Origin of the sequence: Bacteroides cellulosilyticus (assembly GCF_020091405.1) — a bacterium.
In the GTDB taxonomy this organism is placed as follows: Bacteria; Bacteroidota; Bacteroidia; order Bacteroidales; family Bacteroidaceae; genus Bacteroides.
In genome coordinates, this window is record NZ_CP081903.1 from 6,445,024 (window position 1) to 6,462,085 (window position 17,062).

A 17,062-nucleotide genomic window follows, 5' to 3' on the forward strand; every position below is an offset into this window, starting at 1 on the left:
ATGGTATATTATTGATTAAATGCGTCCAGTGCAACAGTCGGTTTACCACTTTCATCAAAAGCTCCCAACGTATATCCGTTCCAACTGCCATAAGACTGCGGTTCCCAATAGAAAACGCCAAGACACTGTTCGATTGCTTTAGATTTGGCAATCAGCTCGGTCAGGCAAGATTTTGAGATTTCAGGCTCATCCCACGGCATGCCGACTTCGGCAATCATAACCTCCTTATTATAACGGCTCACCATATCCTCCATATTGGCCACACAGGCGGCAACCATCTCTTGCCAGTTATCTGTTCCGGGATAAAGGGACATAGCTATGACATCATAAGGAGTGTTGTTGGCTTTCAGAATATCGAATATCCAGCGATAGGTACCGTTGTTGTTTCCATCATGCAAATGTACAATAACTTTTGCATTGGGGAATACCTCTTTCACTGCATTCGAACCGGTTGTGATAAAATCTGCAAAGTTCTTCTCATTTTTCGCATAAGTCACGCCCTCCTTCGGAACGTCATACGTGGCACCGCTCACCGTGGCATCCTCATCCCACAACATACCGGGAGTAATCTCATTACCCACCTGCACCCATTCGGGAGTAATACCTTTCTCTTTCAAGGCATTCAGCACATCTTTGGTATGGTCGGCAATTGCTGTCTTCAGTTCATCAAGCGAAAGTCCCACCCAGGCGGCAGGCTTATACTGGCTACCCGGATCTGCCCATACATCACTGTAATGGAAGTCAATCATCACCCGCATACCCAGTTGATGGGCACGCCAGGCTTTCGCCACAACATCACTCTTATTGCACCAACCATCCGAAGGATTCACCCATACACGCAGGCGGATGGAGTTCATGCCCAGGTCACGCAATAAAGTCATACACTCCGTTTCACGACCGGAAGCGTTGTAGAACTTCTTTCCCGACGCTTCCATCTGTGTCAACCAACTGACATCGGCACCTTTGGCAAAGCCGGTCATGTCATAAGCCGGTTCTTCGGGAAATGTCGGTTTATCATCGTCACTGCAAGCGGCTGCTCCCCAAAGGAGCAAGCCGGCTAATAATATATTCATTAATTTCATAATTGATATCCTTTATTCAATAGTATAGGTTGCATTAATTAAATCTACAGTCAGAGTGTATGTGCCCGGCGCCAGCGTAGCATCATCCGTGATGCCGTTATTGCTCTTGTAATAGAGTTTCCCGGCACTTCCGCCATAAACGTAATTCCAGTCTCCATTAAAAAGATAAATCTTAAATCCCCAGGCAGACGGTTGGGTAATAGTGATACTGCCACTATATACACCACCGGTAGCTGTAGCGGGTAATGGCTCAAAAGTCCAGTCTTCATCTTTCAGTTTATTGAGACCGGCAACATAAATTTCATTGCCTATAGCCGTCAATTTATAAGTCAATGCTTTCAATGATACATCAAAGAAGTAAAGACCGCCATCCGGTGCAGGAATATTGTTCTCCGCATTAAAAGCTAACGTTCCGGCATTGGCATCGCCTTCGCCCAATTTATAAACATCTCCCCAATTACCTTCTTCTATTGCAATCTGATATCCCCAGGGAGAATTAACATCCGCCACACCGGCATATCCCAGATTATCCTCATCATAAAGCCGGAGGTAGTTATTGAAGTTCCAGTCACCTTCTCCTTCACTGATACCCAGCATATAAAGAGTCTCTCTCACCGGTTCGGGCTCGGCACTGCCACTGGTTACTTCTACCGTCCACTGTTTCGGATTGCTCAAATCAATAACCAAAGTACATTCTCCCGCTGCCGGAACATTCACAGTGATATTACCCGCTTCTCCGCCAAAGATAAGATTTTCTCCGTTTTGCGCAAAACTTACAGGAGTTTCAATTCCTAAGTTGGCATCACTATCCGAACCATCGGTGCCCGTAGAAGAATCGTATAGACGACCGGTTCCGTTTACCTTGAATGTAATATTTCCCGCCTGTGCAGCACTAAATGCATACGTCCATTTCACATTCGGACGATCAAAAGTCATTGTACCTGCCACATCGCCTGTAAGCGTAAGAGACGGTATGTAAAGGGCCGACCAAGCTTTCTTGTTAGTGTTTGCATCCACATAATAACAACCGCCCATTCCGGGGAACCAGAAGTTCCAGGAGGATTCTTCCGAAGACATCAGAAAGGCCGTTCCTGTTACGCCATCATTACCCCAAACCGTTCCATCACCTTCTTTCATAAAGAAGTTGTACCAGGCAGTGGCTCCCATGAAACCCAGATATTGCCCGTCGGAAGCAGCCGAATAGAGTGTCACACCGGTTTCTGCCTTATCGGCATTAAGAATATACCCCAGACTCATGTCAATCGTATAGGGAGTGACCGCTACTGTAACTACATTAGAGTAAACAGGGGTCATATTCTTTCCCGTCTGCGCAGCAAGCCGGAAATAAACGTTATTCGCCACATCAGGATTGGCACCGATATTCTTGGCCAGTGCATTCAAGGCAGCACCGGTATAAGCCTTCGAGAGGGAAGTTTCTACATTTTCGCTCACCACACCCGAAAAATCCTGAGTAGTGGAAACCTGCAAGGTCTGGATGGTCACATCAATAGCCGACAAAGCAGGGTCACTGATCTGCAAGGCATCTTTCGTCCATGCCAAAGACAGGACAATGTCATTACTGTTTTCCTGCGACAAGACGACTGTACTTTCCGTCGCAACCAGTTCACCGGATTCAATACTGCTCAGATATATTTTGTCTTCATCCTTTTCGCAAGAGGCAAAACTAAAGACTGCCGCAAGAAGGAGAAGGAAATTCTTCATTGTCTTCATATAGTATAGAATTAATAGTTTTCGTTATAAAGATTCGGGTTAGCCGTCAGTTCGGTGGACGGAATAGGATAAATGTTATATTTGTTGTCTACCGCCTGTCCGTTCATCACACCGCCTTTCCACTGCCACAGATAGCTGGAAGTGGTAAACTTGCCGTAACGTATCAGATCCGTGCGGCGGACACACTCCAGATAGAGTTCACGGGCACGCTCGTCAAGAATAAAGTCGGCGGTCAACTGTCCGTCGGTAATATTCCCCGAATCGTTACCAAAGGCACGTCTGCGCAAGTCGTTGACATAACCTAAAGCTGTGGAACGGCTGCTGCCTTCTCCCCCTCTCACTACAGCCTCAGCCAACATCAGATAGACATCCGCCAGACGGAAAACCGGGAAATCGGTATTCACACCACCGTCGTTGCTATTGGAAGCGGCTTCGCCCGCATCAGTCAGGTTAGTCCATTTCTCCGGAAGATAACCGTTGCTTTGGTTTTCCACCACATCTATTGTTTTGGTCTGTCCCTCAGTATAGAACATCCCCCGGCCATCACCATCACTGAAAAGATCGGGAAGTTCGCCTCGCAGGCGGAAATTGCCCCAACCGGAAGATACACCGTAATCGGCAGGTACCTGAGTATCGGAAGTGTTATTCACGCCTCCGCAGATGATATAAGTAGTTGCTCCCCACGATACGGTGTGTGTTGCATCCACCGGAAAAGCATAGATGATTTCATTGGTACGGTTATGGTTGTCGGCATTGAACAGTTTGGCATAATCACCTTCCAGCGTATAACCCGCTTTCAGGATTTCGTTGCAGTAGGTGATGCAATCCGTCCAATGGGCAGTACCCGTATAAACTTCCGCATTGAGATATAAGCGTGCCAACAGGGCATAAGCGGCTTGTTTGCAGGCACGGCCGTATTCACATTCTGTGCGGTCCAGCAAGTCTGCATCCACATCTTTCAATTCCGTCTCCAGATACTCGAACATTTGTGTAGCAGTGTAGCGTGGCGGCAGATAGCTGCCTACAGGATCATTCTCGGTGACGAGAGGTATGTTACGATAAAGATCGAGTGCATGATAGTATGCCAATGCACGGAGAAAACGGGCTTCAGCCCGATAATGGCGTATTTCCGCCTGCTCACTCTCACTGAATTTTTCAATCTGCCCGTCGGTGGCATTACGCAGGAATTCATTGCAAAGCGCTATGGTATAGTAAATACGATAATACGTATCGGACACCCACGCATCATTGGCATCCCAACTCAGATAAGTAAGCCCACTCATTTTTTCGCCTCCCAGCCAGGTGTAGACCACCTCGTCGGTGCCACATTCCTGCATATTGAAGTAACAGCGCATATAGTCGTAACCGAAGTTACTGTCGAGGTCTTTATCTCCGCCGCCTTTTTCTTGTCCGGCAATGACGAAAGACACATAAAGTTTTCCTAAGACGGCTTTATAGTTAGCTGCGGACGTATAAACATCAGCCGAAGTGGTTTCCGTATGCGGATACTGGTTGAGGTCATCCAAACAGGAGGTTGTGAATAGTGTACCGGCAAAAAGCAGTACGGTATAGAATATCTTTTTCATATGATATGTCTTGTTTTTAATGGTAAAGATTAGAATTCAAGTCCCAGGCTGAGTGAGTAAGTACGCGGACGGGGATAGAAAGAAGAATCCATTCCACTCGGAACCTCCGGATCAACACCCGAATACTTGGTTATGCAAAATACGTTTTGCACCATGACACTGGCATTCAAACTGAGCCAGCGGCATACACGGCCAAAGTTGTAGGATAGTGACAGGTTATCCATTTTCAGGAATGAGCCGTTCTCCACATAATAGTCCGATAAGTGCTGGCGGCTTTGGAAACCGGTATTCAGATAACTGCTGTGCAGATTATTCAACTGGAATGAGTTATAGCTCATCGTCTCCCAGGCACCGGTGTTCATAGCCATACCGTTATATACGTAATTCCCCACATTGGCACGAAGACTGGTGCTCAGCGTCCACTTCTTATAGTTCAGCGAAGTACTGAAGCCGAAGATAAAGTCGGGTGTAGGTGATTTATAGCGATAAAGGTCACCTGAGTTTATCTCACCGTCATTGTTCAGGTCGGCATAAGCTCCCTCGATGGGTTTGCCGGTTTCGGCATCGTAAAGCTGTTTATAGACGTAGAACATATAAGGTTCGTAGCCTTCGCTCAACACCTGCACATTTTGTCCGTCAATGGAGGCACCGGCCGAGATGTTGGTGGCAGCACCACCTTCTACCAGAGAGAGGTTCTTGACTTTCATCTTTTGCCAGGTCATGTTGAAGCTGACATCCCAGTTCCAGTTCTTGCTTTGAATGGGGCTGGCGTTCAGGGAAACTTCAATACCCTGACTATCTACATTACCCACATTGGTCAGGATATTCTTATCGAAATTAGTACCGGCGGGAGAGGCAACAGTAGCCAACAGGTCCTTGGTCTGGCGGGTATAGTAATCAAAGCTACCGGTAATACGGTCTTCAAGGAAGCCAAAATCAAAACCGGCATTCCAGGCGGTAGTAGTCTCCCATTTCAAATTAGAGACGTATGCCTCAGGGCGGTAGGTGGTGATGTACTGATTTCCGAACTGTGCTTCCGCCCCACTCTGGCTGGCTGTATAAACGGGCAGGTAATTATAGTTACCAATGCCATCCTGCTGACCGGTGACACCGTAACTGGCACGGAGTTTCAGGTTACTCAACACTGCATTGTCTTTCAGGAAAGCCTCTTCACTGACTCTCCAGGCCAGAGCTACAGAGGGGAAAGTTCCCCAACGGTTATCTTTGCTGAAACGAGAGGTACCATCACGACGCATGGTGGCCGTCAGCATATAACGCGAATCAAAAGTATAGTTCAGACGCGCATAGTAAGAGAGAAGCACATGGCGCTCGTCGGAAGCGGCAGTCGTACTTTGTATCTCGCCTAATGTGCTCAGTTCACTGTATTGAGGGGAAGTACTCTTCCAGTATTGATAATCATATCCCACAGTGGCATCAATGCTGCTCTTCCAGGAGTCGAGGTATTTATTGTAATTGAAATAAGTAGTCAGCAGGCGGTTGGTATTCTTTTGCGGGCCATATTTATAATCACGCCCATGAGTTGTCTCATACTGGGCTGCCTCAGCCGGAACATATATTTTGCCTTGTCCCTTGGCATAATCATACCCCAAAGTAGCATGAAATTTCAGTTCGGGCAGGAAGTGCATTTTGTAGTCCACATCAAAGTTACCGACCAGACGGGACACACGGCTGGTTGATTTATACTGCTTGAGAGCCCCCAGAGGATTGACCGTACCACCTGTAACCAACTGCCCTACATTGTCAGTAGCCTCAGTGTATCCGCCAAACGTATTGTTACCCGAATAAACCGGAATGGTAGGGTTCCAGGTTGCTGCATTCCAAATGGCATTTGAATTGGCGAAACGGTTGTCGTTACGCGAACCTTTCACATTGAAGTTCAGTTTCAGATGGTCGTCAAAGAAACTGGGAGATAAGGATACACTTCCTGTGATGCGCTCTGCATTGTCCGTCTTCACCAAACCATCCTGGTTATAATAACCTAAAGACACACGGATAGGAAAGTTCTTTGCCAGACGACCGGACAGGCTGAGATTATTGTCCGTACCGAAAGCGTTATGATAGATTTTGTCATTCCAATCCGTGTTGGCATTACCCAGCAAGGCTTTCTGTGCATCCGAACCCTGAGTATTGACCACATTGATGAACTCTTCGCGTGAGAGCATATCGTTCAATTTAGTACGGGTCTGTATGGAATTGGTAGTTGTGAAACTCACTTTCATACGGTCAGTACTTCCTTTCTTGGTAGTAATGATAATGACACCGTTTGACGCGCGCGAACCGTAGATGGCGGTGGACGAAGCATCTTTCAGGATAGTCATACTTTCTATATCGCTCGGATTGATTAATGCCAAAAAGTTACCGTCATTACCACTGATACCACCCGTTTCAAGGGGTACGCCATCCAACACGATAAGCGGGTCGTTACTGGCATTCAGCGAAGCGCCGCCACGGATACGGATGGTACTTCCGGCTGTGGGCGAGCCACTATTACTCATAATCTGTACACCCGATACTTTACCGTTAATCAGTTGTTCGGGCGAGGAAATCAGCCCGGAATTGAAATCCTTGCTGCTGACATTAGAGACAGATCCCGTCAGGTCACTTTTGCGGGTTGTTCCGTAACCGATAACAACCACATCACTCAGTACCTGAGAGTCACTTTTCATCTTTACATTCACGGTATTGTTGTCCGGAATGGGAACAGTCATAGTTTCATAGCCCACATAGGAGATTTGCAAAGTGGTAGCTCCCGAAGGTACAACAATGGAAAAGTTTCCGTCAAGATCGGTTATCACGCCGGTACTGGTGCCTACCACCAGGATACTGGCGCCGATAAGGGGTTCGTTCGTGTCGTCTACGACATGCCCGGTTACTTTTCTTCCGTCCTGAGCGGAAAGCGGGCTCGTAATTGCTGATAGTGCGATGCACAGCAGACATAGAAAAGCTGTGACGCGATGTCTTAAGGTTTTGTTTCTCATACTTGGTATTTAATTTAAAAGTGTTACTTATTCCAGCCAAATGCCACCTATTTCTATTTCCGCCTGTTTCCCGGCAGTTCCTTCAAAGGACAGTTCAAGGCTTTCTATCTTTTCTACTTGGAAAGGTATCTCCGTTTGCGGACGGAAATAGTTGTCGAGGAAAACCGGATAGGCATGAGGCAACAGGGCGGTATTGGTCTGTCGCAGTTCCGTGAGAGGAATGCGAATGATATCATCCGTTGCAGCCGTACACGGTGCGAGATAGGTATATCCGTCCGAAGTAATGAAACCTGCTTTAAGCCCTTCCGGCATCTTCTTCACATGCAGACAAAGCTTACGGCCGGCTGCAAGGCGTTCGGGACGGCCGCTAATGTCATCTTTAATATAGCGGCGAAGAAAGAATACCGGATTCGGGTCCTTGGATTCAAAAGTAATGCGGAGAGTCGGTCTCTCCGTTGGGGCATTCTCAATCAATTCACGATTGGTACGGCTCCACTCCGGCAAGGTATAGACTTCCAGGTTATTGTCGGTATCTCCCACTTCCAGTAAAGAAAGTGGCTTCGTAGAAGCAACTACATTCGTCTCCCACAGGGTAGCCGTAGTATAGTCCCAATCCAGCGGACTCTTGGCTACCCCGGAAGGGAATGTCTGTCGTTTATCTCCCCGACATACAACGATGTTATACCTAAAACAACCTTCTTTTATATCTGAGGCAGGAACAATGGCACGGTATGTGTAACCACCTGCATAGTTCATCTTGATAGATGGATTCTTTTCATTCCAAAAGGAGATTTTATCAGTATAGATAATAACGGAGTCGGGCTGTTCATTGCCGGCTACAGTGGCTTGTATGGTCAGGTCTTTGCCGGCATCAACAGTTCCCACCGGAGAATGATTGACTATGAAGTCAAGGTCTGAAGGTTGAGAGTGGAGAGTTGGGGAGACGTATTCGCCGAGAGTGATGTTTTGCCAATGGGTATCAGCAGTCCAGGTTCGGGAAGCGGATATGCCTTCGCGTTGCAAAAGATAAACACCGGGACGAAGGGCGGAAATGGTACCGTTCGTGGCGGCAGTATGTCGGGAGTTATCTTTATCTAATCCATTTATCTGGAAATGTTTACCCAAGTCAGGCAAATCCAGCACCATATCCCATGCATTGGAAATGATATGCATCACTTCTTTATCCAAAGAAGGTTTGGCAAACGGATCGCTCACCTGCACTACATCGGGCATAACTTCCAGGCGCCAAACACCATCTTCCAACTTATCTATCCAATAAGCACCTGTACCCTCGTAACTGACAACGGGAGAACTGCCACATCCGGCAATGGCACGAAGCCGTGAAACATCTTTCGGAAGGGTCTGCGTCGTATTGGAATAGTAGAATTTCTCTCCATCGTTCAGTTCACTCAAATCCTGTACGTAGCTGACGCGGAAGTCATTGAACAGCGTATCTGCCGGATAGCCTCCAAAGCTCTCTCCCCTGCCCACTTTTTGTGCCACTTCTGCGGCAATCATCAAGCCAAGAGCCTTGTTCGGAGTATAAGCCACATTCAGGTAATGAGTCTGATATTCGGTATTATATGCCGCCATATCAATAGGATCATACGCAAACTGTGTAATCCACTGGAAACCGGCAGAACGGAAAGTGCGGACAGTGGCAGGATAAAGATAGGAATAGAGATTGTCCGCAGGATCAAATTCATAAACCAGACGCGCCTTTTTATTGAAACCTTTCAAATTGGAGAAAGGAATATCGTATCGGTCTACCGCAGGCAGGAAGTTTCCTTTACGGGTATGTCCGGAAACAAGACCCACGGGATACCATTGATAAGTAGTACCCTGAACGGCAGTATCGTAGTAAGCCTCAACCACATGCTGATTGTGGCTGACATTATAGAATACCGGTTTCCGGTTGCCTGCACGTTTCAAGGCAGATAACATCTTGTTGATATAAGTACGCGTCTCGGCTACCGTACCCGGATGGCAGGGTTCGTTGTTGATTTCAAAACCTACGATGTAAGGATCGTCTTTATAGGCATAGCCTGTGTAAGAATTGACGTGGCGCACAAGGGCGGCAATATATTTTTCCTGCGCGGCAATGGCCTCTGCATCGCTATGAACAGCACATTTACCATAATTATAGGAAAAGCCGCCGGTAGGCTGGTTACGTTCGGGATAGCCATTGCCGAAGTTGGTTTGAGCAGTAATAACGATGCGAATGCCACGTTCCTGCAATTTAAAGATAAGATAATCCAGCAATTCCAAATGCTCGTTCTCCAGCAGGTTGCCTTCGCCATCGGAAATCTCAACGTCCCAGATGTGGATGCGATAAGCATTCAGTCCCAGACGTGCAAAGTGGTAGACATCACGGTCGATAGCAGCTTTGCGATCAATGCCCAGATAGCCCATTGCACGGTAAGCATGGGCAAAAGGCAGGGTATAATTCACACCAAAGAAAGAAGCCTCTTTCCGGGTATCGGACCAGCGCATGACGCCGTTGGCATCCACATAAACAGTAGGGATACTTTTTCGTACTTGGGGCTGTGCGCTTTTTTGTACTTTGTTCTGTGCCGGGGCAACTACCGCCAGCAAACAAGTAATCAAGATAAGAATGTGTCTCTGCATGTCATCAAATTCAAGTTGGTTTTTCTTGACGGCAAAAGTAATGGAGGGCAATTATTCATCAAAGCAGATATCGGACATAAAACAATACAAAAAGGACATCCACTGATTATCAACAATATACATATAACATTTATGAACAATAAGCATAATAACAGCCGGGAATTCTCAATCAAAAGACTACTACTTTTTCTCCATTTTCTTGTAATTATTAAGCATAAAAAAGTATCTTTGCCACATCCCTTTGCTAAAGATAAGATGAAAAGATACACTAACATACTAATTTTACTACTTCTTACAGGACTTTTTATCCCTGCCGGGGCACAAAACAACCCTTATAAGATAGATGACTCTTTATACCCCTTTTTTCAGCGCGCCACCAAATCACGAACTTATCCCCAAGGATTGCTTATCGCTGACACTCTTTATGCAGAAGCAACCAAAAAGAAAGACAAAAAAGCACAATGTTTGGCACTTACCATTCCGGTAAGTTTCTACTATAGTTCCGGCAATTATGAGAAACTGGAACAGGCAGCCACTAAATTAAAGGAAGAGGCACGCAAAAACAACTATCTGCAATATTACTATTCCGCATATACGAGCGAAATAAATTGGCTCCTTAACAACGGACATTCACTGCGTGCCCTGCACAAAGCCGAAGAAATGAAAGAACAGGCTTTCAAAGACCAGCACAACTACGGCATCTTTTCGTGTATTCGTACCTTGGGACACATCTACTATATGCGTCAGAATAGTGAGGTAGCAGCCGAGTACTACAAAAATGCCTTAGAATACATGCTGAAGCATTTGCCCGAACAAGATCCGTCATACCTTTACATGAACCTTGCTGAGTATTACCGAAAGAAAGACGAAGGTGAAGTAGCATTGGAATACAATGAGAAAGCCGTGAAAACTGCTAAAACCAATGAGAGCCGTGTAGCTTCCCTAATGGATAAATGCCAGACTCTGTATAGTATGGACCGAATCGATGACTTTAACACTTGCTATGAAGAATGCCTGCAACTGGTCGAACAATATGGTGTTATCCGCAAATCAGCTTTGTTGCGTTTACGTATCTGCAAACTTGTTCTGGATAAAAAATACGATCAGGCATATATAACCGCTGATTCGATAGGAAGCCCATTACAGATTTACCAGATACGCCATGAGTTATATCTGAAATCAGGAAACTATGAAAAAGCTTATATATATAATAAGTTGATTCACAGATATCAGGATTCAATCAATCGCCTGGTACAATCCGCAGACATCGCCGAACTGAATGCACAGATAGGCAACGAACGCATGAAACTGGATGCCAAGGCCCTGGAATATAAGAATGCAGCACTCAACCTGAGGAATACCCAACTGGAACTGGACCGGACAAAGTCACAATCTGAACTGGAAAAGATAAATGCTGAAAACAGCAGATTGGTATTGAGGAACCGGAATCTGGAACTGGCACGTCTCAATGTAGAAGCGGAAAAACAGAAAGCCATCTTAAAAGAGCAGCAAAGTGCTTCTCAACATTACATCGTAACTCTCAGCCTTGTACTCTCATTCTTATTTCTTTTCACCTGTTTCCTGATATTCTACCTATACAGACGCCGTAAAACAATGGCCATCTTACAAGAAAAAAATGGAGAGCTCACCATTGCACGCGACCATGCCGAGGAGTCGGATCGGATGAAAAGTTTCTTTATACAGAATATGAGCCACGAGATACGTACACCGCTCAATGCCATAGTCGGATTCTCACAAGTTTTATCCACTCCGGATATGGAGGTGGACGAGGAAGAGAAAGCAGAGTTCAGCATGCTTATCCAGCAGAATTCCGAGTTACTGACTACGCTAATTAATGATGTCCTCGACCTTGCCAGTTTGGAAAGTGGTAAATACACCATGCATCTGGCGCCTCATCGCTGCAATGAATTATGCCAGGTAGCAATGATTTCCGTTGTACATCGTAATCCGAAAGAAGTGAAGTCCTATTTCACTTCCGATGCACCAAATGACTTCTTGTTTGTGACGGATAAAGAACGCCTGCAACAGGTACTTATCAATTTCCTGACCAATGCGGAGAAACACACGGAACGGGGTGAGATTCACCTCCATTGCTCTCTCACAGAGAATCCGGGAAAGATAACCTTCTCCGTTGCAGATACAGGTCCGGGAGTTCCGGCAGACCAGGCAGACTATGTTTTCGACCGTTTCAGCAAACTGGATGAATTTAAACAGGGCACAGGACTCGGACTGAATATCTGTTCCATCATTGCCGAACGCCTGAAAGGTGAAGTGAAACTGGATAAGAGTTATACCAAAGGAGCACGTTTCCTGTTTATACTTCCACTGGACGGTGCTCCTGGTAACTAAACAAAACTCCCCACTCGTTGTTCTCTTCGGAGCGATAACAATCTAAATGAAGGAACAATGAAAAAGTTGACGTATTCTTTCCTGCTTCTGATGCTCCTGACATCAGTTCCGGCCCTGGCCGATTATGCGCCTGTCAATGTACAGACAGCACTGAAAAAGATGTACCCTGCCGCCAAGGATGTTGCCTGGTCACGGGATGAGGCTTACTATGTAGCGGACTTTATACAGAATGGTTACGCCACAAAGGTCTGGTTCAACTCCGAGGCACAATGGGAAATGAGACAGATTGACTGGGGAACAATGGACGAAGTGCCCAATGCCGTGTACAACGCTTTTGTTGCAAGCGAATATTCCGATGGAATGGTGCAGGGAGTCACATTGGTTCAATTCCCTAAGAAACAATCAGTAATTTCCGTAGTTGTGGGAATGGCGAATACACAAACCAGATACCAACTACTGTTCACCCCCGACGGAGGACTTGAGGATGAACGGAATGCCACTTACTTTAATAATCTGCTGGGAGCCGAGGTGTTCCTGAACACTTAACTTTGCCAATTCCGTGCCACCTTGTTGGCAAACTTTTGCCACCTTATTGGCAAACTGTTGCCACCCTATTGGCAAGACTCTGCCACCCTATTGGCAAAACCTTGCCAAGCCTATGGCAAAGAGTTGGCAAAGCCGAACTAAACATATTGCTTAGGCGTCACCCCGAACTCCGTCTGAAAGCACTTGGAAAAGTAAGAGTGATTGGAGAAACCGACCATGTACATCACCTCGGCAACCGTGAACTTCTGTTGCTTCAACAGCATGGCGGCTTTCTTCATGCGGATGGATTTAATGTATTCCACAGGTGTCATGCCCGTCAGTTGTTTTATCTTGCGGTACATCTGCTTGTTATTGGTGCCAGTCCATTCGCAAAGGGCATTCACATTCAGTTCGGAGTCTGAGATGTGTTCTTCAATCAGATGAATCACACTTGCCAGGAACTTTTCATCATAAGAAACCGCCTCTATCTCCTTCGGGGTGGAAAGAACTTCCATGCGGGCTTTCGCCTCATGCGTCTCCCGGCTATGAAGTAACTGCTCCACACGCGAAAGTAAAATATCTGGTTCAAAGGGTTTAGGAATGAAAGCATCTATATGCAACTGGATACTTTCAAGCTCTGTTTCCTTATCGCTTTTCGCCGTCAGCAAGATAATGGGAATAGTGGATGTAGGAACATGCTTCTTGATATGACGCACCATTTCAAGACCATCCATTACGGGCATCATGACATCAGCAATAATCAGATCGGGCATTAATTCCAGGGTAAGTTCCATACCTATCTTACCATTTTCCGCCAAACGGCAACGATATTTAGTATGCAGTATCTGATAAATAAACTCTGAAACCTCCGGAGTATCATCCACAATCAGAAGCAATGGAGCATCCGGAGCGGGCGTATCTGTATCTGGAACCACAACTGTAACTCCGGCAGCGACAGGTTCGATATCAGAAGATACAATTTCCGGAGAAACCTCTACGACAGGCTGTTCCATAGCAATCACCGGAAGGGTCAGCGTAATGGCAGTACCTTTATTCTCTTCTGAAGAAAGCTGAACTTTACCACCATGCAGTTCCGTATAAGTCTTTACCAAATACAGGCCGATACCTGTTCCCTCCTTCGTGCCTGCCGTCTTGGGAGACTGGAAGAAGCGCTGAAAAACATACGGTTGATCCTGACGGGGAACACCGATACCTGTATCGGATACAGAGATATGCACTTCTTTATCAGAAGCCTGCAGACGAAGCGTTATCTCACCCTCTTCCGGAGTATACTTCACGGCATTGGATAAAAGGTTATCCAAGATAGATTCCAGTTTTATGGCATCCATCTGTATGTATATCTTTTCACGGTCGGCATGGAAATGGAAAGTCAGCTTCTTCTCTTTCGCCTTCTCCTCTGCATACAAGGTGAATAAGCCACGCGCAAAAGACACCAGTTCGATTTGAGAAAGTATCAGTAATGTATTGTTTCCGCTATCCACCCGGTTGAAGTCCAGCCCCTGATGAATAAGCGAATTCAACTTCATGGCATTGCGATGCACCTGTTCCAGTTGTTTCTTCTCCTGCTGATCCTTGATGCCGGGCAGCAACTTGCTGATAGGCGCGATAATCATGCTCAACGGAGTTTTCAGGTCGTGGGAGAGATTCGTAAAGAACTCCATCTTAGCCTGAGACTGCTCCAGGATTTTCTCTTTCTCCAGACGCTCCAGTTTTAGACGGTTCTTCACGCGGAAGAAGTTGATTGTCCAGAGTATCAGGACAAGGCACAGCAAGACATAAACGGCCTTTGCCCACGGGGTGTAGTACCAGGGCGGAATGATGTGGATGTCCAATGCATACGTTTTTTCGGACGGCTTGCCATGCGCATCCAGTTTGCTCACTATCAGGCGGTAGTCACCGTAGTTCAGATTGTTGTAAGTAATCCGGTTCGTATTCGGTTTCAACAGGTTCCATTCACGGTCCACACCTTCCAGGCGATACAACAGTTTGCTTTTCTCTTCAAGGGAATAAGGCAGGTCGGAGAGTTCAAAAGCAAGATTGTTCTGGTCGTAGTCCAGATTTATACGCTGTGAGTAACGGATGCTTTGTGCGGATTGCACTGCATCAAGCGCCTGCCCCGCCCCAGACTGGTAAAGTTGGTTGTTGACATAAAGGGCGGTTAATATCAAAGGCTGTTCAAGGTGTTCCGCCAGCAAGGCCTCGGGTGAGGAGATGGCAAACCCGTCTGCGGTGCCCAGATAGAGTTCTCCGCTTGTCTTATCAAAGAACATGCTGGTGAAACGCTTGTCGGTGATATTCAGGCGGCGGACTTCCAGAGTCTGCTGGTCGGCTACCCAGAAACCATCTGTGGTAGAGATCCAGATGCGACCGTCGGCTTCGGCCATGGAAAGCACTTCGTAATGATTATAAGCATCAAATGGCAACATACGGATACTGTCGTTTTCGGGAGTCACGCGCATCACTCCGCCGGGGAAGCCTATCCAGATGTAGCCGTCCTGGGCACAAAGGATAAAGTTGGGAGTACGCTCGCCTTTCAGTTCACCGGCGGCAATATGGGTGACTTCGCCGGTACGGGGATTTATCTTTTCGATGCTGTTGGGACTGTTATAGAGCAATGCCCATACATTCCCTTCCCGGTCGGGAATCATCTGGTTGATGAACATGCCGGACAGGCCGTTGTGGATGGAATAAGTCTTCTCCGCCATGTAGAGTCCGCCGGAAGAACGCATGAGGTTTTCCTTATCTACAACGAAAATACCGCCGAGACAGGTAGCTATCCAAAGTTGCCCGTCATGGTCTTCAAAAAGGCTATACGTCCAATTGGCGTTGTAGCGGCGGGTGCTGTCCACTATGTTATAATGTATAAACTGGCGTTTCGCCGGGTCGTAACGACTGATGCTGCCATCCGTAGCCACCCAGAATTGTTGTTCACGGTCTTCGTAAAGATGGCGTACCCGGTTGTGGGACAAAGGATATTTCCGGTCTCCCATCTTATACCAGGCAACGTCCTGTTCCCCATCCATAAGAGCGGTGAAGCGAATGAGGCCGTTGGTGCCGCCAAACCAATAAGTTCCGTGCGTATCGCGCAGCATGGAATAGAACTGGTTGCCCTCCCCTGTTCCGGTAATCTGCGAGATAGGGATGTGACGCAACACACTGTTATGGCGGGACATGGAGATGCCGTAATCCGTACCCAGCCAGACGTTATGCTCTCGGTCGGCAAAGATGGTCCAGATGATATTGTTAGAAAGGGACTGGAGGTTTCGGGAGTCATGAACAACGTGCAACAGGGGCTCGTCCTCCTGATAGACGTACAGACCATTATCGGTGCCTACCAGCAATTGTCCGTTCCCGTCCAGTGCCAGAGACTTGACGGAGTTATCATGGAAAGCATCTATCCGCTGCGTATGCCCGTCGGCAAGGGTGTATTTGAAAAGACATCCTTCTGTGCCTATCCAGATGCAACCGCGTGCGGTATCTTCCAGAAGTGAATTGACAAACTGATTGCTTCGGCCACGGGTGACGGGCAGGTCTATGGTTTCAAAGCGTCCGGCGGCGGGGATGTAGCGGCAACAGCCGTTGTACGTGCCAATGTAGAGGTTATCGTCCGAAGCGCGGATAATGGAATAAATGGTCTGGTGCGGAAGTCCTTCGGTGATGGCGGAGAGTTGCCGGGTTTCCGGTGAGTAGGTATAGAGGCCGTTTAGTGTCCCCAGCCACAGCACGCCGTCACGCAATGCCAGTGTGCGGATGTCGGTCGGGAAGTCCGCTTCCGGTTCTTGGTAAGTGTCTGTCCGGTAGTTATAAATCAGTAGGCCATTGTCCGCACCTATATAAAGATAGGTGCTGTCCACCACCGTACCGCAATAAATGCGCGTATTGCTGCGCTCGCCGAAAGTGAAATGCGGTTGTGAGGAATAGCCGTCGTAACTGAACAGTCCTTTGTTGGAACCTATCCATATCAGTCCTTGCGTGTCTTGCAGGAAGCAACTGATGACGGATGCTTCCGTCCCCAGACTGATATTATCAAACAGCCTGTAATCGGACTTCTGCCCCGCCAGAGTGCAAGGAAGCCATATCTGTAACAGAATGAAAAGAAAAAGAACTGGTCTGTGCATAT

General features: G+C 47.0%; 8 protein-coding genes. 2 read left to right on the plus strand and 6 right to left on the minus strand.

Translation table 11 applies throughout. The annotated features are described in order from the left end of the window. Positions 1-8 precede the first annotated feature (8 nt). From K6V21_RS24740 to K6V21_RS24760, 5 genes are read right to left on the minus strand one after another with little or no spacing between them, the layout of a single operon-like run. A complete protein-coding gene (locus K6V21_RS24740; RefSeq protein WP_224320225.1) occupies positions 9-1,082 on the minus strand; it encodes an arabinogalactan endo-beta-1,4-galactanase in 1,074 nt (357 codons plus the stop codon). Positions 1,083-1,094: 12 nt separating this feature from the next. Then, positions 1,095-2,813, minus strand: coding sequence for a DUF5114 domain-containing protein (locus K6V21_RS24745; RefSeq protein ID WP_224320226.1), 1,719 nt, complete (start codon positions 2,811-2,813; stop codon positions 1,095-1,097). A gap of 11 nt (positions 2,814-2,824) precedes the next feature. Then, positions 2,825-4,399: a RagB/SusD family nutrient uptake outer membrane protein gene (locus tag K6V21_RS24750; protein WP_224320227.1), complete on the minus strand. Its 1,575-nt coding sequence runs from the start codon at positions 4,397-4,399 to the stop codon at positions 2,825-2,827. A 29-nt stretch (positions 4,400-4,428) separates the two neighbouring features. Continuing rightward, entirely contained in the window at positions 4,429-7,398 is a 2,970-nt protein-coding gene (locus tag K6V21_RS24755) for a SusC/RagA family TonB-linked outer membrane protein (protein ID WP_224320228.1), read from the minus strand. A gap of 27 nt (positions 7,399-7,425) precedes the next feature. Next, positions 7,426-10,026 carry a hypothetical protein gene (locus K6V21_RS24760; protein ID WP_224320229.1) on the minus strand — a complete coding sequence of 867 codons (2,601 nt, stop codon included), beginning with the start codon at positions 10,024-10,026 and terminating at the stop codon, positions 7,426-7,428. A gap of 255 nt (positions 10,027-10,281) precedes the next feature. Here K6V21_RS24760 and K6V21_RS24765 point away from each other — a divergent pair, with 255 nt between their 5' ends. Both K6V21_RS24765 and K6V21_RS24770 read left to right on the plus strand, forming a co-directional pair. Then, positions 10,282-12,396, plus strand: coding sequence for a sensor histidine kinase (locus tag K6V21_RS24765; RefSeq protein ID WP_224320230.1), 2,115 nt, complete (start codon positions 10,282-10,284; stop codon positions 12,394-12,396). A gap of 57 nt (positions 12,397-12,453) precedes the next feature. Beyond that, complete coding sequence (locus K6V21_RS24770) at positions 12,454-12,942, plus strand: PepSY-like domain-containing protein (protein ID WP_224320231.1); 489 nt, start codon at positions 12,454-12,456, stop codon at positions 12,940-12,942. Positions 12,943-13,079: 137 nt separating this feature from the next. Here the strand turns inward: K6V21_RS24770 and K6V21_RS24775 are convergent, their stop codons facing one another. Then, complete coding sequence (locus K6V21_RS24775; protein ID WP_224320232.1) at positions 13,080-17,060, minus strand: two-component regulator propeller domain-containing protein; 3,981 nt, start codon at positions 17,058-17,060, stop codon at positions 13,080-13,082. Between the last annotated feature and the right edge of the window lie 2 nt (positions 17,061-17,062).

What these genes read in the sequence shown, in the direction of transcription:
- K6V21_RS24740 (WP_224320225.1), bottom strand. Translation starts at nt 1,082, where the DNA reads ATGAAATTAATGAATATATTATTAGCCGGCTTGCTCCTTTGGGGAGCA.
- K6V21_RS24745 (WP_224320226.1), bottom strand. Translation starts at nt 2,813, where the DNA reads ATGAAGACAATGAAGAATTTCCTTCTCCTTCTTGCGGCAGTCTTTAGT.
- K6V21_RS24750 (WP_224320227.1), bottom strand. Translation starts at nt 4,399, where the DNA reads ATGAAAAAGATATTCTATACCGTACTGCTTTTTGCCGGTACACTATTC.
- K6V21_RS24755 (WP_224320228.1), bottom strand. Translation starts at nt 7,398, where the DNA reads ATGAGAAACAAAACCTTAAGACATCGCGTCACAGCTTTTCTATGTCTG.
- K6V21_RS24760 (WP_224320229.1), bottom strand. Translation starts at nt 10,026, where the DNA reads ATGCAGAGACACATTCTTATCTTGATTACTTGTTTGCTGGCGGTAGTT.
- K6V21_RS24765 (WP_224320230.1), top strand. Translation starts at nt 10,282, where the DNA reads ATGAAAAGATACACTAACATACTAATTTTACTACTTCTTACAGGACTT.
- K6V21_RS24770 (WP_224320231.1), top strand. Translation starts at nt 12,454, where the DNA reads ATGAAAAAGTTGACGTATTCTTTCCTGCTTCTGATGCTCCTGACATCA.
- K6V21_RS24775 (WP_224320232.1), bottom strand. Translation starts at nt 17,060, where the DNA reads ATGCACAGACCAGTTCTTTTTCTTTTCATTCTGTTACAGATATGGCTT.